General features: G+C 74.0%; 20 protein-coding genes. 14 read left to right on the top strand and 6 right to left on the bottom strand.

Annotated elements, in window-relative coordinates; translation table 11 throughout:
- Nucleotides 1-92: 92 nt before the first annotated feature.
- On the bottom strand, nt 93-500 hold the full coding sequence (gene icmB / locus IEZ06_RS02240; protein WP_189234973.1) for a coenzyme B12-dependent isobutyryl CoA mutase small subunit: 408 nt from the start codon (nt 498-500) through the stop codon (nt 93-95).
- Between the two features lie 222 nt (nt 501-722).
- Here icmB and IEZ06_RS02245 point away from each other — a divergent pair, with 222 nt between their 5' ends.
- The 3 genes from IEZ06_RS02245 (at nt 723) to IEZ06_RS02255 (ending at nt 4,082) form a co-directional block, all read left to right on the top strand.
- On the top strand, nt 723-1,577 hold the full coding sequence (locus tag IEZ06_RS02245; RefSeq protein ID WP_189234974.1) for a hypothetical protein: 855 nt from the start codon (nt 723-725) through the stop codon (nt 1,575-1,577).
- A 465-nt stretch (nt 1,578-2,042) separates the two neighbouring features.
- Nucleotides 2,043-3,062, top strand: coding sequence for a hypothetical protein (locus tag IEZ06_RS02250; RefSeq protein WP_189234975.1), 1,020 nt, complete (start codon nt 2,043-2,045; stop codon nt 3,060-3,062).
- Between the two features lie 141 nt (nt 3,063-3,203).
- A complete protein-coding gene (locus IEZ06_RS02255) occupies nt 3,204-4,082 on the top strand; it encodes a hypothetical protein (RefSeq protein ID WP_189234976.1) in 879 nt (292 codons plus the stop codon).
- A gap of 115 nt (nt 4,083-4,197) precedes the next feature.
- Here IEZ06_RS02255 and pcrA read toward each other — a convergent pair whose 3' ends face one another.
- Nucleotides 4,198-6,444: a DNA helicase PcrA gene (gene pcrA / locus IEZ06_RS02260; RefSeq protein WP_444980702.1), complete on the bottom strand. Its 2,247-nt coding sequence runs from the start codon at nt 6,442-6,444 to the stop codon at nt 4,198-4,200.
- Between the two features lie 227 nt (nt 6,445-6,671).
- Here pcrA and IEZ06_RS02265 point away from each other — a divergent pair, with 227 nt between their 5' ends.
- Nucleotides 6,672-7,391, top strand: coding sequence for a PIG-L deacetylase family protein (locus IEZ06_RS02265; protein ID WP_189234977.1), 720 nt, complete (start codon nt 6,672-6,674; stop codon nt 7,389-7,391).
- A gap of 192 nt (nt 7,392-7,583) precedes the next feature.
- Nucleotides 7,584-8,327, top strand: a complete 744-nt coding sequence (locus tag IEZ06_RS02270; RefSeq protein WP_203871788.1) for an ABC transporter permease — start codon at nt 7,584-7,586, stop codon at nt 8,325-8,327.
- Between the two features lie 181 nt (nt 8,328-8,508).
- Here IEZ06_RS02270 and IEZ06_RS02275 read toward each other — a convergent pair whose 3' ends face one another.
- The gene (locus tag IEZ06_RS02275) at nt 8,509-9,429 is read right to left on the bottom strand and encodes a CPBP family intramembrane glutamic endopeptidase (protein ID WP_229797726.1); all 921 of its coding nucleotides are present in this window, start codon (nt 9,427-9,429) and stop codon (nt 8,509-8,511) included.
- 122 nt (nt 9,430-9,551) lie between these two features.
- Nucleotides 9,552-9,812, bottom strand: a complete 261-nt coding sequence (locus tag IEZ06_RS02280; RefSeq protein WP_189234980.1) for a WhiB family transcriptional regulator — start codon at nt 9,810-9,812, stop codon at nt 9,552-9,554.
- Between the two features lie 264 nt (nt 9,813-10,076).
- Between IEZ06_RS02280 and IEZ06_RS02285 the strand changes: the two genes are divergently transcribed.
- Together IEZ06_RS02285 and IEZ06_RS02290 are read left to right on the top strand one after the other, a co-directional pair.
- Nucleotides 10,077-10,622 carry a PAS domain-containing protein gene (locus tag IEZ06_RS02285; RefSeq protein WP_189234981.1) on the top strand — a complete coding sequence of 182 codons (546 nt, stop codon included), beginning with the start codon at nt 10,077-10,079 and terminating at the stop codon, nt 10,620-10,622.
- Complete coding sequence (locus IEZ06_RS02290) at nt 10,619-11,653, top strand: methyl-accepting chemotaxis protein (protein WP_189234982.1); 1,035 nt, start codon at nt 10,619-10,621, stop codon at nt 11,651-11,653. Before IEZ06_RS02285 ends, IEZ06_RS02290 begins: the two co-directional genes overlap by 4 nt.
- A gap of 63 nt (nt 11,654-11,716) precedes the next feature.
- On the opposite strand, the gene IEZ06_RS02295 is transcribed toward IEZ06_RS02290, so the two are convergent.
- Nucleotides 11,717-12,355: a response regulator gene (locus IEZ06_RS02295; RefSeq protein ID WP_068896635.1), complete on the bottom strand. Its 639-nt coding sequence runs from the start codon at nt 12,353-12,355 to the stop codon at nt 11,717-11,719.
- A gap of 76 nt (nt 12,356-12,431) precedes the next feature.
- Nucleotides 12,432-13,712 (bottom strand): ATP-binding protein, encoded by a 1,281-nt coding sequence (locus IEZ06_RS02300; RefSeq protein WP_189234983.1) that lies wholly within the window; start codon nt 13,710-13,712, stop codon nt 12,432-12,434.
- 299 nt (nt 13,713-14,011) lie between these two features.
- On the opposite strand from IEZ06_RS02300, the gene IEZ06_RS02305 reads away from it, so the two are divergent.
- The 7 genes from IEZ06_RS02305 (at nt 14,012) to IEZ06_RS02335 (ending at nt 19,347) form a co-directional block, all read left to right on the top strand.
- A complete protein-coding gene (locus IEZ06_RS02305) occupies nt 14,012-15,886 on the top strand; it encodes a PspC domain-containing protein (RefSeq protein ID WP_189234984.1) in 1,875 nt (624 codons plus the stop codon).
- Nucleotides 15,887-15,959: 73 nt separating this feature from the next.
- A complete protein-coding gene (locus IEZ06_RS02310) occupies nt 15,960-16,112 on the top strand; it encodes a hypothetical protein (RefSeq protein ID WP_189234985.1) in 153 nt (50 codons plus the stop codon).
- A gap of 180 nt (nt 16,113-16,292) precedes the next feature.
- Nucleotides 16,293-16,868 carry a CGNR zinc finger domain-containing protein gene (locus IEZ06_RS02315; RefSeq protein ID WP_189234986.1) on the top strand — a complete coding sequence of 192 codons (576 nt, stop codon included), beginning with the start codon at nt 16,293-16,295 and terminating at the stop codon, nt 16,866-16,868.
- Between the two features lie 179 nt (nt 16,869-17,047).
- Complete coding sequence (locus tag IEZ06_RS02320; protein ID WP_189234987.1) at nt 17,048-17,239, top strand: type 1 glutamine amidotransferase family protein; 192 nt, start codon at nt 17,048-17,050, stop codon at nt 17,237-17,239.
- Between the two features lie 92 nt (nt 17,240-17,331).
- Nucleotides 17,332-17,775, top strand: coding sequence for a VOC family protein (locus IEZ06_RS02325; protein WP_189234988.1), 444 nt, complete (start codon nt 17,332-17,334; stop codon nt 17,773-17,775).
- Between the two features lie 34 nt (nt 17,776-17,809).
- Nucleotides 17,810-18,733 carry a pyridoxamine 5'-phosphate oxidase family protein gene (locus tag IEZ06_RS02330; protein ID WP_189234989.1) on the top strand — a complete coding sequence of 308 codons (924 nt, stop codon included), beginning with the start codon at nt 17,810-17,812 and terminating at the stop codon, nt 18,731-18,733.
- Between the two features lie 80 nt (nt 18,734-18,813).
- On the top strand, nt 18,814-19,347 hold the full coding sequence (locus IEZ06_RS02335) for a (2Fe-2S)-binding protein (protein ID WP_189234990.1): 534 nt from the start codon (nt 18,814-18,816) through the stop codon (nt 19,345-19,347).
- Nucleotides 19,348-19,360: the final 13 nt, after the last annotated feature.

The following is a 19,360-nucleotide window of genomic DNA, read 5'->3' on the forward strand; positions in this document are numbered from 1 at the left end:
CCCACCCGCGGTCGTCGGTCCGGGCACGGTCCGGCGGCCCGCGGACGGCGGCTCACAGGTGACCTGCGGCCCGCGGACGGCGGGGAGGCGGGTCAGACCCGGGCGGGAACGGTGCCCCTCACCCATTCGACGATCTCCTCCGTGGTCGCCCCCGGCGTGAAGATCCGGGCGACGCCCATCCGCTCCAGCTCGGGCATGTCGTCCTCCGGGATGATCCCGCCGCCGAACACCACGATGTCGCCCGCGTCGTTCTCCCTGAGCAGCTCGATCACCTTGGCGAAGAGGGTCATGTGGGCCCCCGACAGGATCGACAGGCCGACCGCTGCGGCGTCCTCCTGCACGGCGGTGCGCACGATCTGCTCGGGCGTCTGGTGCAGACCGGTGTAGACGACCTCCATCCCGGCGTCCCGCAACGCCCTGGCCACGATCTTCACACCCCGGTCGTGGCCGTCCAGCCCCGGCTTGGCGATGACGACGCGGATCCTCGGCTCGGCATCCATGACAGACCTCCTCGTCTGCGTCCCGCCCACTCGTGGGCGGCGGCTGTCCGCAGCGTAACCGGCCCGGCGGGGCCGGGCTCCCCGAGCCCGGGGCCTTGCGGGGTGCGGCGCCCCGCAAGGACCGGGCCCCGCGACCGCCGGGACGTGGAACCCGGATTCACAGATGATCGTTACCTGAAAGAATGCTCCCCCCTCATATCTACATAAAGGACAACTGATCCCATGAGGCGATCGATCGCCCTGACGGCCGCGGTGCTGGCCGCACCGGCACTGGCCACCGCCACCTCCGCCGCCGCGCACGCCGCCCCCGCCGCCACCACCACCTCCGCCACCGCCCCCGCACCGGCGGACGCGCTCAAGCGGCAGTTCCAGACCGGCCGCGGCGTCCGGGTCACCCAGACCGCGCGCATGTTCTCCGGTGAGACGACCCTGTTGAAGGCCGAGCTCAAGGGCAGGCTGCAGTTCGGCCCCACCGGCCCGGCCGCCTACGACCTCGCCGTGCGGATGACCTCCGGGAAGGAGTCCGGCAACGGCTCCTACCGCATGATCAGCATCAAGGACCGCCTCTACGCCTCGGGCGGCGTCTACAACGGCCTGCTCCCCGAGGGCAAGAAGTGGGTGGGCGGCAAGAGCGGCCCCCTCTTCCTCCAGCACCCCGACGTGCTGGAGCCGACCGTGCTGGCCGCCTTGGTGAAGGACCCCTCCGGCAGGCACTCCCGCGACGGCCTCCGGCACCAGGGCACCCTGACCTACGCGGAGCTGTACAAGCTCTCCCCGGGCTTCCGCGCCGCCCTCCGCACCAAGCCGACGGGCGAGTCCGCCAAGGCCGAGCTCTCCTGGCGGCTCTGGCTCGACGGCAAGGGCCTGCCCCGGCGCGCGTCGGTCTCCGAGACCCTCGCCATCGGCAAGTCGTCGCTGACCACGACGTCCGACACCCGTTTCAGCGGCTGGGGCTCGAAGGTCACCATCACCGCCCCGCCCGCCGACCAGGTCATCGACGAGAAGGACCTGCCCTCCGACGCGCCCGACCCCAAGGAACTCGTCAACACCCTGGGCTCGCACCGCGACGGCAGCTGACCGGAACCGGGCGGACGAGCCCCGCCCGGGCCCGGCGCCACCACCGGGACCGGGCCGGCCGGGCCCGCGTACGGCATGCCGTACGCGGGCCCGGTCCGGGAAACGGCCGAAAACGGCGTCCACCGTCACCGGCCGTTTCCCGCAATGGGCACCCCACCCCGCGAGGCGGCCTTTCCATGACCGGTCCATCCGTCGCCGCGTCTCGCACCCTCATGCAATCAGTGAACGGTCCTCCCTCGCGCGAATATCGCGCGGAACATCGATATCCCGTAGGCATGTGTCACCTCCGTCCTCCTCCCGGAGAAGGCGCCGGTCCCCCGTGGGCGCTCCGGTCCCCGGGACGTTCCCACCGGAACGGCTCATCCCCGCGCAAAGCCGGAAGGCGGAGTTGTCAGCCCACGGCATAGCCGCGCGGGCGCGGGTGGCCTAGCTTGGCGGATCCTGGCTTCCGGTGAGGGGGATCCGATGAGACGGTGGGCCGTTCCGCTCGTCGCGGTGGCGCTGGCCGCCGCGCTGCCGCAGCCGGGTACGGCGCAGGCCGGGACCCTGCGGGCCGATGCCGCGGCCGGGGCGGTCCCCGCCTCCGGAGCCGGGGGAGCCTTGACGGCACAGGCCACGCAGACGGCACGGACGACGCAGGCGGCACGGACGACGGAGACGGCACGGACGACGGAGACGCGGCAGGCCGCATGGACGGCGCAGGGGGCGCCGTCGCCCGTGACGGCGTTGAGACGGCACTTCGCCGAGCACACGGGGCTGCGGATCTCCGACGTCGGACGGGTCTACCGGGACGGCAAGGCGGTCGTCACCATCTGGCGCAGGGGCAGGGTGGAGTTCGACGCCTCCGGGGTGTACGCCACGGACACGACGGGGCGCACGGAGGCGGGACGCGGGGCGATCCGGGAGTTCGAGGGCCTGATCGGGCGGCGGCTCGGCTCGACCCGGGTGATCTGCTTCCCGGACGAGGCCTACCTGTCCGGGCCCGGTTACGAGACCTGGCTGCCCGAGGGCAAGAGCTGGCTCGGGCTGATCGGCCCGGCGAACATCAAGCAGACCGCGGCGCTGCCGCAGATCGTGAACGTCTTCGAACCGGCCACTCTGGGCGCCCTGCTCTCCCACAGCTCGGTGAAGCGGAAGCTGCCTTCCGGCACGTACCGCCAGGGCACCGTGACGCTGCGCACGCTCTACCGTGTCTCCCCCTCCTTCCGCGACCGGCTCGCCGGGCCGCCGAAGGGCCGGAGCGCGAAGATCACGGTCGGCTTCCGGCTCTGGCTGGACCGGTCGAACCTGGCCCGCCGCCTGACGACCACCTGGAGGCAGCCCGTCCCCGGGACGCCGGAGCGGCCCACCGTCACGGTCGCGGACACCCGCTACACCGGCTGGGGCTCGGACGTGACACTGGCGCCCCCGCCTCCGGAGGACACCGCCGACGCGGGCCGGGTCGGCGGCGATTTCTCCCCGCCTCCGGCGCTGCCGGTCGGTTGACCGCCCCGCGGCGTTCTGCACGGAATATCCACTATCAATTAGTCATATGCCACATTTAACGAGACTTTATTGTGATCTGGCTTCGGAAGGATGTCCGGGTCCCTCCCGAACGGGGTGGAGGGAATACACGGGAGAATCCACTTGAAGCGTTTCATCGCCGGTCTGGCCTGTGCCGCAGCAGCAGGTCTGGCCGTCCCCACGCTCGCCTCGGCCGCCCACGCGCAGGCGCCCGCCGATCCCCTCGCCGCGCTGCAGAGCAAGCTCGGCGCCGGACGCGGGGTGAGCTTCTCCGACAAGACGAAGCTGGTCACGGACGACTTCCGCCAGGTCTTCTCCACCCGGACGGGCGTCCTGCAGTTCGGCCGTTCCGGGGTCGCCGCGTCCGACCACACCACCAAGCTGCGCATCAAGGCCAGCGACCTCGAGGAGTTCGGGGCCATCGCCGAGGAATCGGGCGACGAGGACAGCGCGGGCTTCTCCAAGATGCTCGCCGGGCTCGCCAAGCCCGAGCGGACCATCCAGGTGAAGAACGTCTCCTACCTCTCCGGCGGCGTCTTCGGCGAGTTCCTGCCCTCCGGCAAGACCTGGCTCCGTTTCCCCGGCCCCATCAACGGCGTCTACGGCTCGATGAGCCAGCTGGTGAACCCGGCCGAGCCGGCGACACTCAAGGCCCTGCTCGCGCACGCCGTCAAGCAGACCGGGGGCTACACCGGGAAGATCACCTTCGGCGAGCTCTACAAGGTCTCGCCGTGGTTCCGCGCCTCGATGATGGACAAGCCCTCCGCCAAGGCGGCCAAGACCGTGGTGACCTGGAGGATGGCCTTCGGCGCCGACCGGCTCCCCACCCGGCTGACGACCACCTACGCGTCCGGGAAGGACACCTCCGTCACGGTCGAGACCGACTACAGCGGCTGGGGCGCCAAGGTCTCGGTGAAGGCCCCGCCGGCCGACGAGGTCGCCGAGGTCAAGGACCTCGAAGAGGGTGCGAGCGAGACCGCGATCCCGCTGGTCACCAAGTGATCGCAGACGTCTCGCGGCCGGTCCCCTCCGGCCGGTGACCGAACGCCCGGCGGAGCATCCGCCGGGCGTTCGCGCCTCCTGGAGCTTCTCCGGCCTTCTGGAGCTTCTCCGGCCTCTAGAGCTTCTCCAGCGGCGCGTAGGCCAGCACCAGGGTCTTGGCCCCGCCGCTGCCGAAGTCCACCTTCGCCTTGTCGCCGTCGACCGAGACGACCGTGCCCAGGCCGTACTGGTCGTGGGTGACGCGGTCCCCCGGAGCGAGGTCGGGGATCTTCCGGCCGCCGGGCTTGCGGGCGGGGGCCGTGCGGGAGGGCTCGCGGCGGGTCGCGGCGGTCCAGGCGTTCTTCTTCGGGTCGGTGCGCCAGTCGACCAGCTCGGAGGGGATCTCGGAGACGAAGCGGGAGGCCGGGTTGAACGACGGGGAGCCCCACGAGCTGCGGACCGCCGCCCGCGAGACGTACAGGCGCTGCTCCGCGCGGGTGATGCCGACGTAGGCCAGGCGGCGCTCCTCCTCCAGTTCCTTCGGCTCGCCGAGGGAGCGCATGTGCGGGAAGACGCCGTCCTCCATGCCGGTGAGGAAGACCACCGGGAACTCCAGGCCCTTGGCCGTGTGCAGGGTCATCAGCGTGACCACGCCCTGCCCGCCGTCCTCCGCCGGGATCTGGTCGGCGTCGGCCACCAGCGAGACCTGCTCCAGGAACTCCACGAGCGTGCCCTCGGGGCTGGCCTCCTCGAACTCCGAGGCCACCGAGACCAGCTCGTCCAGGTTCTCCAGGCGGCTCTCGTCCTGGGGGTCGTCGGAGTTCTCCAGCTCCGCCCGGTAGCCGGTGGTCACCAGCACCTCCTGGGCCAGCGCCGACGGCGGCATGCCCTCGGCCTTGACCGCCAGGTCGTCCAGGAGCGCGACGAAGTCCCTGATCGCCTTGAGCGAGCGGGTGGCCATGCCCGGCGCCTCGTCCGCCCGGCGCAGCGCGTCGGCGAACGGGATGCGCTCGCGCGCCGCGAACGCCTCCACCATCGCCTCGGCCCGGTCCCCGATGCCGCGCTTGGGCACGTTGAGGATGCGGCGCAGCGAGACCACGTCACCGGGGTTGGCCAGGACCCGCAGGTAGGCCAGCAGGTCGCGGACCTCCTTGCGCTCGTAGAAGCGCACCCCGCCCACCACCTTGTACGGCAGGCCGGTCCGGATGAACGTCTCCTCGAAGACGCGGGAGGCGGCGTTGGTCCGGTAGAACACGGCCACCTGACCGGGGAGCACGCCCTCGGTGTCGGTGAGCCGGTCGACCTCCTGCGCGACGAACATGGCCTCGTCGTGCTCGTCGTCGGCCACATATCCGACGATCTTCGGTCCGGCGCCCTGGTCGGACCAGAGGTTCTTCGGCTTGCGGCTCTCGTTGCGCGAGATCACCGCGTTGGCCGCGGACAGGATCGTCTGGGTGGAGCGGTAGTTCTGCTCCAGCAGGATCGTCTTCGCGTCCGGGTAGTCGCGCTCGAACTCCAGGATGTTGCGGATCGTCGCGCCGCGGAAGGCGTAGATCGACTGGTCGGCGTCACCCACCACGCACAGCTCGGCCGGGGCGATGCCGGACGTGCCCTCCCGGACCAGGTCGCCGTTGGCGGTGCGCAGCTCGGGACGGCCGACCAGCTCCCTGATCAGGGTGTACTGGGCGTGGTTGGTGTCCTGGTATTCGTCGACCATGACGTGCCGCCAGCGGCGGCGGTAGTGCTCGGCCACGTCGGGGAAGATCTGCAGCAGCGTGACCGTCAGCATGATCAGGTCGTCGAAGTCCATCGCGCCGGCCTCGGTCAGCCGCTGCTGGTAGAGCTTGTAGGCCTCGGCGAGCGTGCGCTCCATGTGCGTGGCCGCCTGGGCCGCCGCCGTCTCGTAGTCGACCAGCTCGTTCTTGAAGTTGCTGACCTGCGCGGAGAAGGAGCGCGGCGGGTAGCGCTTGGGATCGAGGTCCATCTCCCGGCAGACCATGGCCATGAGCCGCTGGGCGTCGGCCTGGTCGTAGATGGAGAACCCGGAGGGGAAGCCCAGCCGCCTGGCCTCGCGCCGCAGGATCCGCACGCACGCGCTGTGGAAGGTCATCACCCACATCACCGCGGAGCGGGGCCCGACCAGCCGGTCGACCCGCTCCTTCATCTCCTTGGCGGCCTTGTTCGTGAAGGTGATCGCCAGGATCTCCTGCGGATGCACGCCCCGCTCGGCCAGCAGGTAGGCGACGCGGTGGGTCAGCACCCGCGTCTTGCCCGAACCGGCGCCCGCCACGATGAGCAGCGGGCTGCCGTGGTGCACGACGGCCTCGCGCTGCTGGGGGTTGAGCCCGTCGAGCAGCGGGTGGGTCAGGGAATCGGCTGGGATCGGCACCTCCCTAGGTTAAGGCGGCTCACCGACAACCGGGTCCACGCCCGGATGATGAACGCCGGGGGACGGGCGGTCGTCACGGCCGGATGAGGAACGCCGGGGGGCGCGCGGGCGGTTGTCACGGTCGGATGAGGAATGCCGGGGGGCGCGCGGGCGGTTGTCACGGTCGGACGGGACGCCGATCACGGCGCCGGCCGGAGGAACGGAAGGCAGGAAGGGCCCATATGCTCCCCGAGAACGAGATCAGCCGGGTGCTCGCGGTGACCGCGCACCCGGACGACGTCGACTTCGCCGCCGCGGCGACCATCGCGCGGTTCACCGACCGGGGTGTCGAGGTGGTCTACTGCGTGGTCACCGACGGCGACGCGGGCGGTTCCGACCGCGAGCTGGACAACGGCGGCATGGCCGAGCTCCGCCGGGCCGAGCAGCGCGCCGCCGCGGAGATCGTGGGCGTGCGGGACGTGCGGTTCCTCGGCTACCGCGACGGGACCGTGGAGCAGAGCCTGGACCTGCGGCGCGACATCGCCCGGGTCGTCCGCCAGGTCCGCCCCGACCTGGTGATCACCCACACCCCCGAGCGCAACTACTCCTTCATCGCCCCCAGCCACCCCGACCACCGGGCCGTCGGCGGGGCCGCCCTGGACGCCGTCTACCCCGACGCCCGCAACCCCTACGCCTTCCCCGAACTGCTGCAGGACGAGGGCCTCGCGGCCTGGACGGTGCGCGAGGTCTGGCTGAACGGGCACGAGACGCCGGACCACTACGTGGACGTCACCGAGACCTTCGAGCGCAAGCTCGCGGCGCTGCGCGCGCACAAGAGCCAGACCGGCCACGTCCAGGGCCTGGAGGACGCACTCAGGGAGCGTTTCGCCCTCATGGCGCAGCACGCCGGGTTCGGTGCCGACCGCTACGCCGAGCCCTTCAAGCGGGTCGTCACCACCTGACGGCGCCCCGCCCTCCCCGCCCCGCGGCCCCTGCAGTTCGATCTCGCAGGCGATCGAGGCGGGCGGTCCGCCCTCCCCGCCCCGCGGCCCCCGCCCTTCCAGGCCCCCGTCCGACCCCGGCCCCGCGGCCCCCGCCCGCCCACGCCCCTGTCCGCCCGGCCCGGCCGCCGCCGGTAGGACATGCTCTTGCCCGTGAGCACCATCGCCCTGTCCCCGGCCACCGCCGCCGTCGTCGTCACCCTCGCCCTCGCGGGCGCCGCCGTCGCCCTGCTCGGCCGCCTCGGACACGGCCGGGCCGTGCTCACCGCGTGCCTGCGCGCCGCCGTGCAGCTCGGCGCGGTCTCGCTGGTCATCGTGTGGGCCGCCGGGCGACCGGCGGCGGCGGGCGCCTTCGTCCTGGTCATGTACGGCGTGGCGAGCCTGACGGCGGGACGCCGGATCACCTCCGGGGCGGCCGCCTGGTGGGCGGCCGTGCCCGTCGGGGCGGGGACCCTGCCGGTCTTCCTGCTGCTGGCCGGCACCGGGACGGTCCCGCCCGAGGGCATCGCGCTGATCCCGGTCGCGGGCATCCTGCTGGGCGGCTGCCTGACGGCCACGGCGCTGGCCGGCAGGCGCGCGGCCGACGAGCTGGCCCAGCGGCGCGGCGAGGTCGAGGCGGCGCTCTCGCTGGGCTTCTCCGGCCGCGACGCGGCCCTGGAGATCTGCCGCCCGGCGGCGGCCCAAGCGCTGGTGCCCGCGCTGGACCAGACCAGGACCGTGGGCCTGGTCACCCTGCCGGGGGCGTTCGTCGGCATGCTGCTCGGCGGGGCCGATCCGCTGCACGCCGGCGTGGTCCAGCTCGTCGTCCTGGTCGCACTGCTGGCCGCCGAAGCGGTGGCCGTGCTGGTCAGCGTCGAACTGGTGGCCCGGGGGCGCTTCTCCCCCGCCGCGCGGTAGTGCCTCCCCGGGGAGGCGGTTCCGGGCTCGCACGCGGACGGTTCCGGGCTCGCACGCGGACGGTTCCGGGCTCGCACGCGGACGGTTCCGGGCTCGCACGCGGACGGTTCCGGGCTCGCACGCGGACGGTTCCGGGCTCGTACACGGACGATGACGTGCGGCTCGCCGACCAGATGACACCTCACCGGGGAGGCGGCTCTTCGGGGGCGATCCGGGCGAACAGGTAGCCCAGCGAGTTGGTGGCGACGTGGAGCAGCGCGGGGGCCGCCAGACCGCCCCGCCGGCGCAACCCGCAGAAGAGCGCCCCCGCGATCCCGGTGGAGACCACCGAACCGGCCACCACCCGGGCCGTGTCCGCCGCGGACGGCGCTGCCCGCGGCCCCGGAACGGACGGCGCCGCCGGGGCGTCGGGGGTCTCCGGCGGACGGGCGGCGCCGACGGAGGCGGAGGCGGAGGCGGAGGCGGAATCAGGGTCAGCGGCCCCCGGTGCGGCCCCACCGGGCGCCTCGCCCGCGGCCAGGGCGCTCAGCGCGGGGTTGGCCGCGGCCATGTCGATCGCCGGGAGCACGTGCCAGAGCCCGAACAGGGCCGAGGAGACGGCGACGGCCGCGGGCGTCCCGTGGGAGCGGGCGAGCAGGCCGTACAGGACGCCGCGGAAGCCGACCTCCTCCAGCAGGACCGTGCCGACCGGGACCTGGAGCAGGGCCTCCTCCAGCGCGCGGGCGCGGGACAGGGACAGGGCCCGCTCGTCGCGGAAGAACCGGCGGGTGGCGGGGATCGCGATGCCCGCGCCGTAGGCCGCGGCGACGGCGGCGGCGAGCGCGCCACCGATCCGCAGGCCGCGGCGGCCCTCGGTGAAGCCCAGTTCGGTCCAGGAGAGGCCGGACCGGCGGGCCAGGGCCAGCAGCGCACCGGTGGCCGCGGCCGAGGTCAGCGGCGCCAGGCGTGGCGCCACGCGGTTGTTGAGCACGTTGGCCGCCGCCAGCACGGCCACCGCCCCGGCCAGCGCCGCCGCCCCCTCCCGGCCCCCTCCGGCGGCGACCGCCGCCGCGGGCCCCCCGCTCCCTCCGGCCGCGGGCACCGCCGCAGGTCCCCCGTTCACCGCACGCATCCCGTCCCCCTCGCTCCGGGTCCGACCCTACGCGCCGACCGGCCGGCCCGCGGCGCGCCGCCGTTCCCCGCCCGAGGCCCCGGACTCCGGCTCATCCACCGCTCGCCGGCCGGTCAGCCCGCGGCGCGCCGCCACCCCGGCGGAAACCGCAGCCCGCGCCGCTCGCGCACGGTGAGCCCGCCCCAGATCCCCTCAGGTTCCCCCGCCCGTACGGCGTAGGCCCGGCAGTCGGCCAGCACCGGGCATCCGGCGCAGACCGCCTTGGCCCGTTCCTCCTGCTCGGGCGAGGGCGCCACCGGGAAGAACAGCTCGGGATCGCTCCCCCGGCAGGCACCCCGTACGGCCCAGCCGATCTCGCGGACCGTCCTGCGCATCGCTCACCCCCTGGTGGTCACCGGCCCTCAGACTAGGTCGCCGCCGGGAGTGCGGCATCAGCCTTCCGGCGGATTCGCGGGTGACCGCCACGGCGTACCCGCGGCTCCCGGCGGCGGCCGGGAGTGTGACGTGCCTCACCCGGACGGCGCTCAGCTCGCCGGGCGACCGGCCGATCCTCAGGGGGCAGGCCTCCGGAGCATCTAACGGGGGCGGGCTTCCGACGACGGCCGGGAGCGGGTTCCCAGACACACGGAGACAGCGCGATGCGAGCCAGCGGGCTCCGGCCGACCGGGGTGGAGCGCACGTTCGACCCCGGCGAGATCATCGTCACCAAGACCGACCTCCAGGGGCGCATCACCTACGCCAACGACGTCTTCCTCCGGGTGTCCGCCTATCCCGAGGACGAGATGCTGGGCCGCCCGCACAACATGATCCGCCACCCGGACATGCCCCGCTGCGTCTTCGCCCTGCTCTGGGAGACCCTCAAGCAGGGGCGGGAGATCTTCGCCTACATCGTGAACCTCGCCGGCGACGGCGCCCACTACTGGGTGTTCGCGCACGTCACCCCGAGCACGGGTGCCCGCGGGCAGGTCGTGGGCTACCACTCCAACCGGAGGGTCCCCTCCAGGAACGCCCTGCGGCGGGTCGAGCCGCTGTACGCGTCGCTGGTCGCCGAGGAGCGGCGCCACGCACGTCCCGCCGAAGCCGTCGCCGCGGGCACGGCGCTGCTGGAGCGGACTCTCGAGGAGCAGAACATGTCGTACGAGGAGTTCGTGTGGTCGCTGGCCGGGCAGGAGGCGGCGCGATGATCGCCCTGCCGGGCCGGGAGAAGCGGAACGCCGCCGCCGAACGGCCGGACTCCGCGGTCGTCGGCGAGGCCGTGGCCGAGATGCTGCGGGTGTGCAGGCTGGGCGCGGCCGGCGACTTCGAGGCCCGGGTCCGCCACGTCCCCGGCAGCGAGGAGCACCCGGAGCTGGTCGAGCTCAGGCACGAGCTCAACCGCATGATCGACCGCATGGACGCCTTCGTCAGGGAGGCCGCGGCGTCCCTGCAGGCCGCCAGCGAGGGCCGCTTCCACCGGCAGTTCCTGCTGGAGGGCATGCCCGGCTCGTTCCGTACCAGCGCCGAGGCCATCAACCGCGCCCGCACGACCATGGCCGAGTCCGCGGCCCGCGCCGCCGCGGCCGGGCAGGCCCGGCTGCGGCTCGCCGACGAGTTCGAGTCGACGGTCATGTCGGTGGCCGAGCAGGTCGCCGCCGCCTCCACCGAGCTGAGCACCTCCGCGGCCAGCCTGGCGACCTCGGCCTCGGCCTCGGTGCGCGAGGCGGAGGCCGCCAAGGAGGCGGTCGGCCTGATGGAGGACTCCTCCAAGGAGATCCAGCAGGTCGTCACCCTGATCTCCCAGGTCGCCGGGCAGACGCGGCTGCTCTCGCTCAACGCCACCATCGAGGCCGCCCGCGCCGGGGAGGCCGGCCGGGGCTTCGCGGTCGTCGCCTCGGAGGTCAAGCAGCTCGCCACCCAGACCGCCGACGCGACCGGGCAGATCGCCCACCAGGTGGCCTCGGCCCAGTCCGCGGCCAGGGAGGGCATCGACGTCATCGAGACCATCGGCCGGACCGTCCGCGACATGGACGCCCTCGCCCACGCCATCGCCGCCGCCGTCGACGGTGGCAGCGGCGGCGGGGCGGGGCAACGCGACGGGATCGGGCGAGGCGACGGACCCCGGCAGCGTCGCGGAGCAGGGGAAGGCCACGCGGCCGACGCCAGGGGCCTGGCGCGTACGGCCGAGCTGCTCCGCTCCGAGGTCTCGCACTTCCTCGCCGTCATGCGGGAGGGCTGACCGGCCCGGACGGCCCGGGCTCCCACCCGGACCGCACCGTCCGGGCCGGTCCCCGCGGACCCGTCAGACCAGCCTGCGGGCGGTGGCCCAGCGGGAGAGCTCGTGGCGGTTGGAGAGCTGGAGCTTGCGCAGGACGGAGGAGACGTGGGTCTCCACGGTCTTGACCGAGATGAACAGCTCCTTGGCGATCTCCTTGTAGGCGTAGCCCCGGGCGATCAGCCGCAGGACCTCCCGCTCCCGCTGGGTCAGCGAGTCCAGCTCGGGGTCGATCGCCGGGGCCTCGGAGGAGGCGAAGGCGTCCAGCACGAACCCGGCCAGCCGCGGGGAGAAGACCGCGTCCCCGTCCGCCACCCGGCGGATCGCGTCGGTGAGCTCCCGGCCGCTGATGGTCTTGGTGACGTAGCCCCGGGCGCCGCCGCGGATCACGCCGATGACGTCCTCGGCGGCGTCGGACACCGACAGCGCGAGGAAGCGGACCTGCGAGCCGGAGCCCAGGACGCGGCGGAGCACCTCCTGCCCGCCGCCGCCGGGCATGTGCACGTCGAGCAGGACCACGTCGGGCTGGAGCTCGGCGATCGTCCGCACCGCCGACTCCACGTCCTCGGCCTCCCCGATCACCTCCACCGCGTCCCCCAGCTCGGCGCGGACGCCGGACCGGAACAACCGGTGGTCGTCGACGATCAGAACCTTGATGGCGCCCATGTGCTCCCTCACCGCTCCTCGCTCGCTCCGCCCGGCCCCGGCTCCGGGACCTCCGGGGTTCCCGGCCGCGTGCGGCTCACGAGCCCTCGATCTTCATCGTCAGCATGACTTCCGTACCCTCGCCCGGTTCGGTCCGCACGCGGGCGCTGCCCCCGTTGCGCTCCATCCTGCCGATGATCGACTGGCGGATGCCCAGCCGGTCCTCGGGCACCTCGCTCATGTCGAACCCGACGCCCCGGTCCCGGACGAACACCGTGACCTCCCCCGGCTCCACCTCCGCGTAGACGGAGACGACCGGAGACCCGGAGTATTTCGCGGCGTTGACCATCGCCTGCCGGGCCGCCTGCACCATCGACGACAATTCCGGCGTCAGCGGGCAGTCTCCCACGCAGACGACCTCGATCGGCACCCCGTGGGAGTCCTCCTCCTCGGCCGCGACCCGCCGCACCGCCGCTGCCACCGACGCGTCGGCGTCCTGCTGGGGCTGGTAGAGCCAGTTGCGCAGCTCGCGCTCCTGGGAGCGGGCCAGCCGCGCCACCTCGCGGGAGTCGTGCGCGTTGCGCTGGATCAGCGTCAGCGTGTGCAGCACGGAGTCGTGCACGTGCGCGGCGAACTCCGCCCGCTCCTCCTGCCGGATGCGCTCACGGCGCTCCCGCTGCAGTTCCTTCCACAGGCCCGCCAGCCAGGGGGCCGCGATGAGCGCGACCCCGCCCACGACCACGAGCGTGAACACGATGCCGGGACGGGCCTTGCCCAGCTCGTTGTTGGCGGCGAGGAACCCGATCGCGCCGATGACGACGAGCACCAGGCCCGCGAACGTGCGCACCCGGTTCTTGCGCGCCTGCCCGACGGTGGAGTCCATCCAGCGCTGCCGCCGGTCCGGGTCGGCCTGCTGCCACAGGATCAGCGAGCCGATGCCGCCGGCCGCGATCGGCCACGCGCCGATCCCGCCCTTCGAGGCGCCGGTGAGCCAGCCCAGCGCCAGCAGCGCCAGGCCGATCGCGCCGTAGGCGGTGACCTGGCTCCAGTCCCGCGCGGGCTCCCTGCCCTCGTACGGCACGCGCGAGGTGAACATCCACAGCGCCGCGTACGCCACGGCGCCGATCCCGTCCAGCACGGTGAGCAGCACGAAGGCCAGCCGCAGCACGACCGGGTCGAGCCCGAGCTGGGCGGCGGCCCCCTGGGCCACCCCGGCCACCAGGCGCCCGTCCACCGGCCGCACGAGCCGGGGGAAGCCGGGCCCCTCCGGCCCCTCGGCGGCCGCGGGCACCGTGCCCTGAGCCGCGCCCGGGGCGTCCTGGACCTGCGGGGATGTCGTGTCCGCGGCGGGTCCGCGCGTCGTCTGTCGGTCAGCCATCGGATTCCCGGCGCCCGCCGCCGGTCGTCCGGCCGGCGGCGGGCGCCGTCGCTCCTCTCGAGTAGAGCTCCCGCCGTTCCACCGGCCGGGGTCCGGCCGTCACCGGCCTCGGCCGGGGAGGCGAGAGGCCGCCCCCCGGAGGGAGCGGAAGAACCACATCGCCAGCATCGTCACATGCCCGCGGTGCCCGGCGCATCGGGCGTCCCCCTGACCCGCCCCTGAGAAAGGGCGCGCCCCTCGGGGACGACTCAGGGGTGTCCCGGATGCGGCCGGGCCCGCGCAGGGGCCACGATGAGAACATGAACGACACCGGCAGCCCCCAGGGCCCGGCGAGCACCCCGCCCGACTCGCCGTCCGCCACCGTCACCGCCACCGGCGTGGGCGAGAGCGAGGGTGCGGACGGGCGGCGGCGGCTCCGGCGCGACGACGAGGGCCGCATGCTGACCGGCGTCTGCTCGGGCCTGGGACACCACTCCGGAGTGGACCCGGTGCTGTTCCGGGTCGGCTTCGCCATGCTGGTGTTCGCCTCGGGCGCCGGGATCATGCTCTACATCGCGGCCTTCCTGCTGATGCGGGAGCCGAACGGCGGTCCGGGCCACCTGGAGCAGTGGACCCGGCGCGACTTCGACGGCGAGACCGTCCTGGCCCTGCTGGCCGCGGTCTTCGCCTTCGGTCTGATCATCAACGTGAGCTCCGGCGGCATCGGCACTCCCAGCGTGGTGGCGGGCACCCTGTTCGCGGTCGCGCTCCTCGCGGCCCACTCGCGCGGGGTCGACCTGCTGGCCCTGACCCGGTCCGTGCCCGAGCGGCTCCGCGGCAGCCGCCGGGTCGCGCCCCACACCGGGGAGCCGTCCGTCTTCCCGTCCGCCGGGCTCCCGTCCTCCCCGCCGGGAGCCGGTGATCCGCACGCGGGGGTCCGGCCGCCCGCGGGCGCGCAGCCGTACGCAGCCGAGCCGTACCCGGGGAACCGGCCGCCCCACCGGGAGTCGTACGCGCAGGCGCCGGACGCCCCGTCGCGGCCGGCGGAGCGGAACAGCGCCGTCGAGGAGGCGATCGCGGCGGCGAAGGCCCGGATGGCCGCGGCGCAGGCCCGCGCGGAGACCGGCCGGGCCTCCGCGGCGGAGACCTCCGCGGAGACCGGTCAGGCCTCCGCGGAGGAGACCGGCACGCCCGGGACCGCTCCTGCCGGAGCACACCCGGCGGGAACCGCCGTCACGGCCCGCTTCCCCCTCCCACCGCACGACGCACCGCCGCACGACGCACCGGGCCCCCGGCCGCACGAGGCCCCGGCACCGGCCTTCCCCACGCACGACACGCCGCGGGACGTCCCGCGCACGGACACTCCGCGCACGGACGTCCCGACGCACGGCGTCCCGGCGCCGGGCCTGCCGACGGGCCCGCGCCGCACGGCCGTTCCCTCGTTCGACTCCTCCGGCGCGCCCTTCGCCCCGCACGGGCCCTACCGGCCGCTGGACCCCCGCAGGCGGCCGTCGCCGTACGGCGCCGCCCCCTTCGACCTCGCCGGGTACGGCCCGCCGCCGCGACCGGCGCCCCGGCCGAAGCCGCCGAGGGCTTTCGTCGGGGTCATCACGATGTTCCTGGCCGTGATCGTTGGAGGCATCATCATGGCGGTCCAGTCCGCTACCGGCTCGGTCAACATGACCTCCGTCGGCGCCGCCGCACTCGTCACCATCGGCGCCGGGCTCATCGTCGCCGCCTGGTTCGGACGGGGCGCCGCCCTGGTCGCGGCGGGCACCGTCGTCGCGCTCTCCCTGGTGGTGGGATCGGCGGTGAGCGACGTCCCGAAGAAGTTCGGCACCTACGACTGGGTCCCGGCATCTGTCTCGCAGCTCTCCCGCACCTACGAGGTGGGCGTCGGGGAGGGCCGGCTGGATCTCGGCGACCTGACCTTCCCGCCGGGTTCGCGGACCGTCGTCGAGGCCACGGTGTCGGTCGGCGAGATCACCGTGATCCTCCCCCCGACGGTCAGGGCCGAGGTGGACGGATACTCCAAGCTCGGCGACGTCAAGATCGACCATGTGGTGCAGGGCGGCGCCGACATCCGCCACGAGAGGGTGCTGGAACCCGAGGTGCCCCCGGAGGGCGAGGTGGCGACCATCGTGCTGAACGTCAGGGCGGGCGTCGGAGACGTGGAGGTGCGCCGTGCGGCCTGAGACGCGATCCGGGCTCAGGCCCGCGACGGGATCCGGGGCGGACCGCCCCGGCCGGTGGCACCGGACCGACTGGATGGCCCTGCTCAGCGGCCTGCTCTTCCTGACCGTCGGCATCCTCTACCTCAGCGTGCCGAGCCTGCACCCGGGCGTCATGCTCCCGGTCGTCCTGGGCGGCCTGGCCTGCGCGGGGTTCGTCGCCGTGATCGCCCGTGCGGTCCGGCGGTGACCGCGCCGGGGTCCGTACCGTCCGGCGGTGACCGCACGGAAGTCCGGGCCGCCCGGCGGTGACGGCGCGGTCCGGCGGTGACCGCACCTGAGTCCGTACCGTCCGGCCGTGGCCGTGCCGGAACGACGGTGACCGTGCCGGAACGGCGGCCCTAACGGCTCCGGGCGTTAAAGTCGGGGCATGTTGGCTCTGGAGTTCGTCAGCACCGTCCGCGCGACCAGGAGCGGCCTGGTGGACGCGCTCTCGGACCTGCCGGGGATGACCGGGTGGGGCCGCGCGCACGCCGCGGAGCTGGGGCTCGGCCCGGACTTCACCGCCACCGAGGAGCTCCGGCGCGAGGTGGTCGGGCTCCGGCAGGCCGCACGCGCCCTGTTCGCCAGGGCCGTGGCGCCCGGCCCGCCGAGCGGCGCCGACGCCGACCGCCTGCCGGACTTCGCCGCCTCGCTCGGCCTGGTCAACGCCGCGGCGCTGGCCGTGCCGCTGGCGCCCCGGATGGAGTGGCCCGAGGACGGCTCCCCGTTCGCGGTGAACGTCCCGGCGGGCGGGGCGGACGAGTCCTCCCGCATCCGCGCCGTCCTCGCCTCGGCGGTGATCTCCCTGCTGGCCGGGCCGGAGCGCGAGCGGCTCCGGACCTGCCCGGCCCCGCGCTGCGTGCTGTACTTCCTCAAGGACCACGGCCGCCAGGAGTGGTGCTCGGTCGGCTGCGGCAACCGCGCCCGCGCCGCCCGCCACTACCGGCAGCACAGGACCGGCTGACCGCCGCGCGGACCTCGCCGGCCGGGTCCCGAACACGGTCCGCCAATACCTCCGGATGACCGGGAGGTCCTCCGCGTAGGCGACCACCGGGACCCCCGGCCGGCCGGAGCGCCTCCGGGACCCCCGGCCGGCCGGAGCGCCTCCGGGACCCGCGCGGCGGCGCGGGCGGCCACGGGACCATGTGGGACCTCCCCGGCGACGAGGACGTCACCCTGGTGGCCCAGGCGGTCTACGAGCGCGGCGCCCTGCACTCGGCGGCTCCGGACTTCACCGAGCACGCGGTCCGCGACGGCCGGCTGGTGACCGGCCAGAACCCGGCGAGCGCCGCCCGCGTCGCGGAGGAGGTCGTCGCGGCCCTCACCGGGAGGTGACGCACCCGTTGCTTTCTAACGTCTGCATCCGTTAGTTTGTCCTCGAACATCTAACGGATTCATCCATTAGAAGACATGATGGGAGAAGCACGATGACCCTCCGCACCGGCCACATCGGCCTCAACGTCTCCGACCTCGACACCTCCCGGGACTTCTACCGGAAGGTCTTCGGCTTCGAGGTCGTCGGCGAGTCGCGCGAAGACGGCCGCCGCTACGCCTTCCTCGGCCGCGACGGCACGCTGGTGCTCACCCTCTGGCAGCAGAGCGGGGGCCGCTTCGCCACCGGCCTGCCGGGCCTGCACCACCTGTCCTTCGAGGTGCCCGACATCGAGGCGGTACGGCGGGCCGAGGCCGTCGTCCGCGAGCTCGGAGCCGTCCTCCACCACGACGGCGTCGTCCCGCACGGCGAGGGCGCGTCCTCCGGTGGCGTGTTCTTCGAGGACCCCGACGGGATCCGGCTGGAGATCTACGCCCCCGACGGCGCCGGCGACCTGCCCGCTCCCACGCCCGGGGCCCCCACCTGCGGTTTCTTCTAGCACGGCATGCCGGTCGCGGACGGAGGAGGAGACGATGAGGCACGAGGGTGAGGCCGCGGTGCAGCGCCGGTCCGGGGTGCGCCGCGCGGACTGGGGGTCGGCCCGCGCCCGGCCGGAGATCCCCGCCGTGGCGGGCGACTTCCTGCGTGCGCAGCGCATGATCGTCATCGGCGCCGCCGACGCCTCCGGCCGGGTCTGGGCGAGCGCGCTGACCGGGCCTGCCGGGTTCGCCCGGCCCGCCGGTGAGCGGACCGTCGTGGTCGGCGCGCTGCCCGGCCGGCACGACCCGCTGGCCGCCCTGTTCCGCGACGGCGCCGGCGCCGGCGGCGGGCACGAGATCGGGATGCTCGCCATCGAGCCGGCGACCCGGCGGCGGATGCGGGTCAACGGCCGGGCCCGCCGGGACGGCGACCGGCTGACGGTCCGCACCGACCAGGTGTACGCCAACTGTCCCAAGTACATCCAGACGCGGGAGATCACCGGAGCGGCCGCGGGCCCGCCCGGTGAGGCCGGCGGCGCGTCCGCCGCGGAGACGCTCACCCCCCGCCAGCAGGCGTGGATCGGGCGGGCCGACACGTTCTTCGCGGCCACCCGGGTGGCGGGGCTGGGCGCCGACGTGTCCCACCGCGGCGGCGGCCCGGGGTTCGTCCGGGTCCTCGGCGACCGGAGGCTGGTCTGGCCGGAGTACGCGGGGAACCTGATGTACATGACGCTCGGCAACCTGGAGCTGGACGAACGCTGCGGGCTGCTCTTCCTCGACTGGGAGAGCGGGGACGCACTGCACCTGACCGGCCGGGCGCGCGTCGAGGAGGACCCGGGCGGCGTCCCCGGCGCGGAGCGGCTCGTCACGTTCGACGTGGACGAAGCCGTCCAGGTCGGCGGGGCGGTCCCGTTCCGCTGGACGTTCGGGGAGTACTCCCGCCACAACCCGCCCGTGATCCCGGGAACAGACGGTTGACCCGGGACGGCAGAGGCGTACGTTCGTGGTGGATCCGGCTCCCACTTCTCCTGCCCCCCGCGGGTGGACCTGGAGGACGTATGTCCAGAATCACCGTCACCGTCGACGGAGTCGCCTACGAGGAGGAGGTCGAGCCGCGCCTCCTCCTCGTCCATTTCCTGCGGGACCGGCTCGGCCGGACCGGCACCCCCATCGGCTGCGACACGGGCAACTGCGGCTCCTGCACCGTGATGCTCGACGGCAGGAGCGCCAAGAGCTGCTCCGTGCTCGCCGTACAGGCCGACGGGAGCGACGTGGTCACCGTCGAGGGCCTCGCCTCCGGCGGCGAGCTGCACCCGATGCAGCGGGCCTTCCACGAGGAGCACGCCCTGCAGTGCGGATACTGCACCCCAGGGATGATCATGGCCGCGATCGACCTGCTCCAGGACGACCCGGACCCGTCCGAGGAGGCCGTCCGCCAAGGCCTGGAGGGCAACCTGTGCCGGTGCACGGGCTACTGCACCATCGTCCGCGCGGTACGGCGCGGCGCCCGCGCGATGTCCGGCGAACCGCCCGGTGAGGCAGCCGGTGAGGCAGCCGGCGAGCCGGTCGGCGAAGGGGTGGCGGCGCCGTGACCGAGCAGCTCGA

Origin of the sequence: Planomonospora antibiotica, assembly GCF_014647955.1 — a bacterium.
Lineage (GTDB): Bacteria > Actinomycetota > Actinomycetes > Streptosporangiales > Streptosporangiaceae > Planomonospora > Planomonospora parontospora.

Excerpts from the sequence above, each read along its gene's own strand:
- icmB (WP_189234973.1), bottom strand. The coding sequence starts at position 500 with ATGGATGCCGAGCCGAGGATCCGCGTCGTCATCGCCAAGCCGGGGCTG.
- IEZ06_RS02245 (WP_189234974.1), top strand. The coding sequence starts at position 723 with ATGAGGCGATCGATCGCCCTGACGGCCGCGGTGCTGGCCGCACCGGCA.
- IEZ06_RS02250 (WP_189234975.1), top strand. The coding sequence starts at position 2,043 with ATGAGACGGTGGGCCGTTCCGCTCGTCGCGGTGGCGCTGGCCGCCGCG.
- IEZ06_RS02265 (WP_189234977.1), top strand. The coding sequence starts at position 6,672 with ATGCTCCCCGAGAACGAGATCAGCCGGGTGCTCGCGGTGACCGCGCAC.
- IEZ06_RS02280 (WP_189234980.1), bottom strand. The coding sequence starts at position 9,812 with ATGCGCAGGACGGTCCGCGAGATCGGCTGGGCCGTACGGGGTGCCTGC.
- IEZ06_RS02285 (WP_189234981.1), top strand. The coding sequence starts at position 10,077 with ATGCGAGCCAGCGGGCTCCGGCCGACCGGGGTGGAGCGCACGTTCGAC.
- IEZ06_RS02290 (WP_189234982.1), top strand. The coding sequence starts at position 10,619 with ATGATCGCCCTGCCGGGCCGGGAGAAGCGGAACGCCGCCGCCGAACGG.
- IEZ06_RS02295 (WP_068896635.1), bottom strand. The coding sequence starts at position 12,355 with ATGGGCGCCATCAAGGTTCTGATCGTCGACGACCACCGGTTGTTCCGG.
- IEZ06_RS02300 (WP_189234983.1), bottom strand. The coding sequence starts at position 13,712 with ATGGCTGACCGACAGACGACGCGCGGACCCGCCGCGGACACGACATCC.
- IEZ06_RS02305 (WP_189234984.1), top strand. The coding sequence starts at position 14,012 with ATGAACGACACCGGCAGCCCCCAGGGCCCGGCGAGCACCCCGCCCGAC.
- IEZ06_RS02310 (WP_189234985.1), top strand. The coding sequence starts at position 15,960 with ATGGCCCTGCTCAGCGGCCTGCTCTTCCTGACCGTCGGCATCCTCTAC.
- IEZ06_RS02315 (WP_189234986.1), top strand. The coding sequence starts at position 16,293 with ATGTTGGCTCTGGAGTTCGTCAGCACCGTCCGCGCGACCAGGAGCGGC.
- IEZ06_RS02320 (WP_189234987.1), top strand. The coding sequence starts at position 17,048 with ATGTGGGACCTCCCCGGCGACGAGGACGTCACCCTGGTGGCCCAGGCG.
- IEZ06_RS02325 (WP_189234988.1), top strand. The coding sequence starts at position 17,332 with ATGACCCTCCGCACCGGCCACATCGGCCTCAACGTCTCCGACCTCGAC.
- IEZ06_RS02330 (WP_189234989.1), top strand. The coding sequence starts at position 17,810 with ATGAGGCACGAGGGTGAGGCCGCGGTGCAGCGCCGGTCCGGGGTGCGC.
- IEZ06_RS02335 (WP_189234990.1), top strand. The coding sequence starts at position 18,814 with ATGTCCAGAATCACCGTCACCGTCGACGGAGTCGCCTACGAGGAGGAG.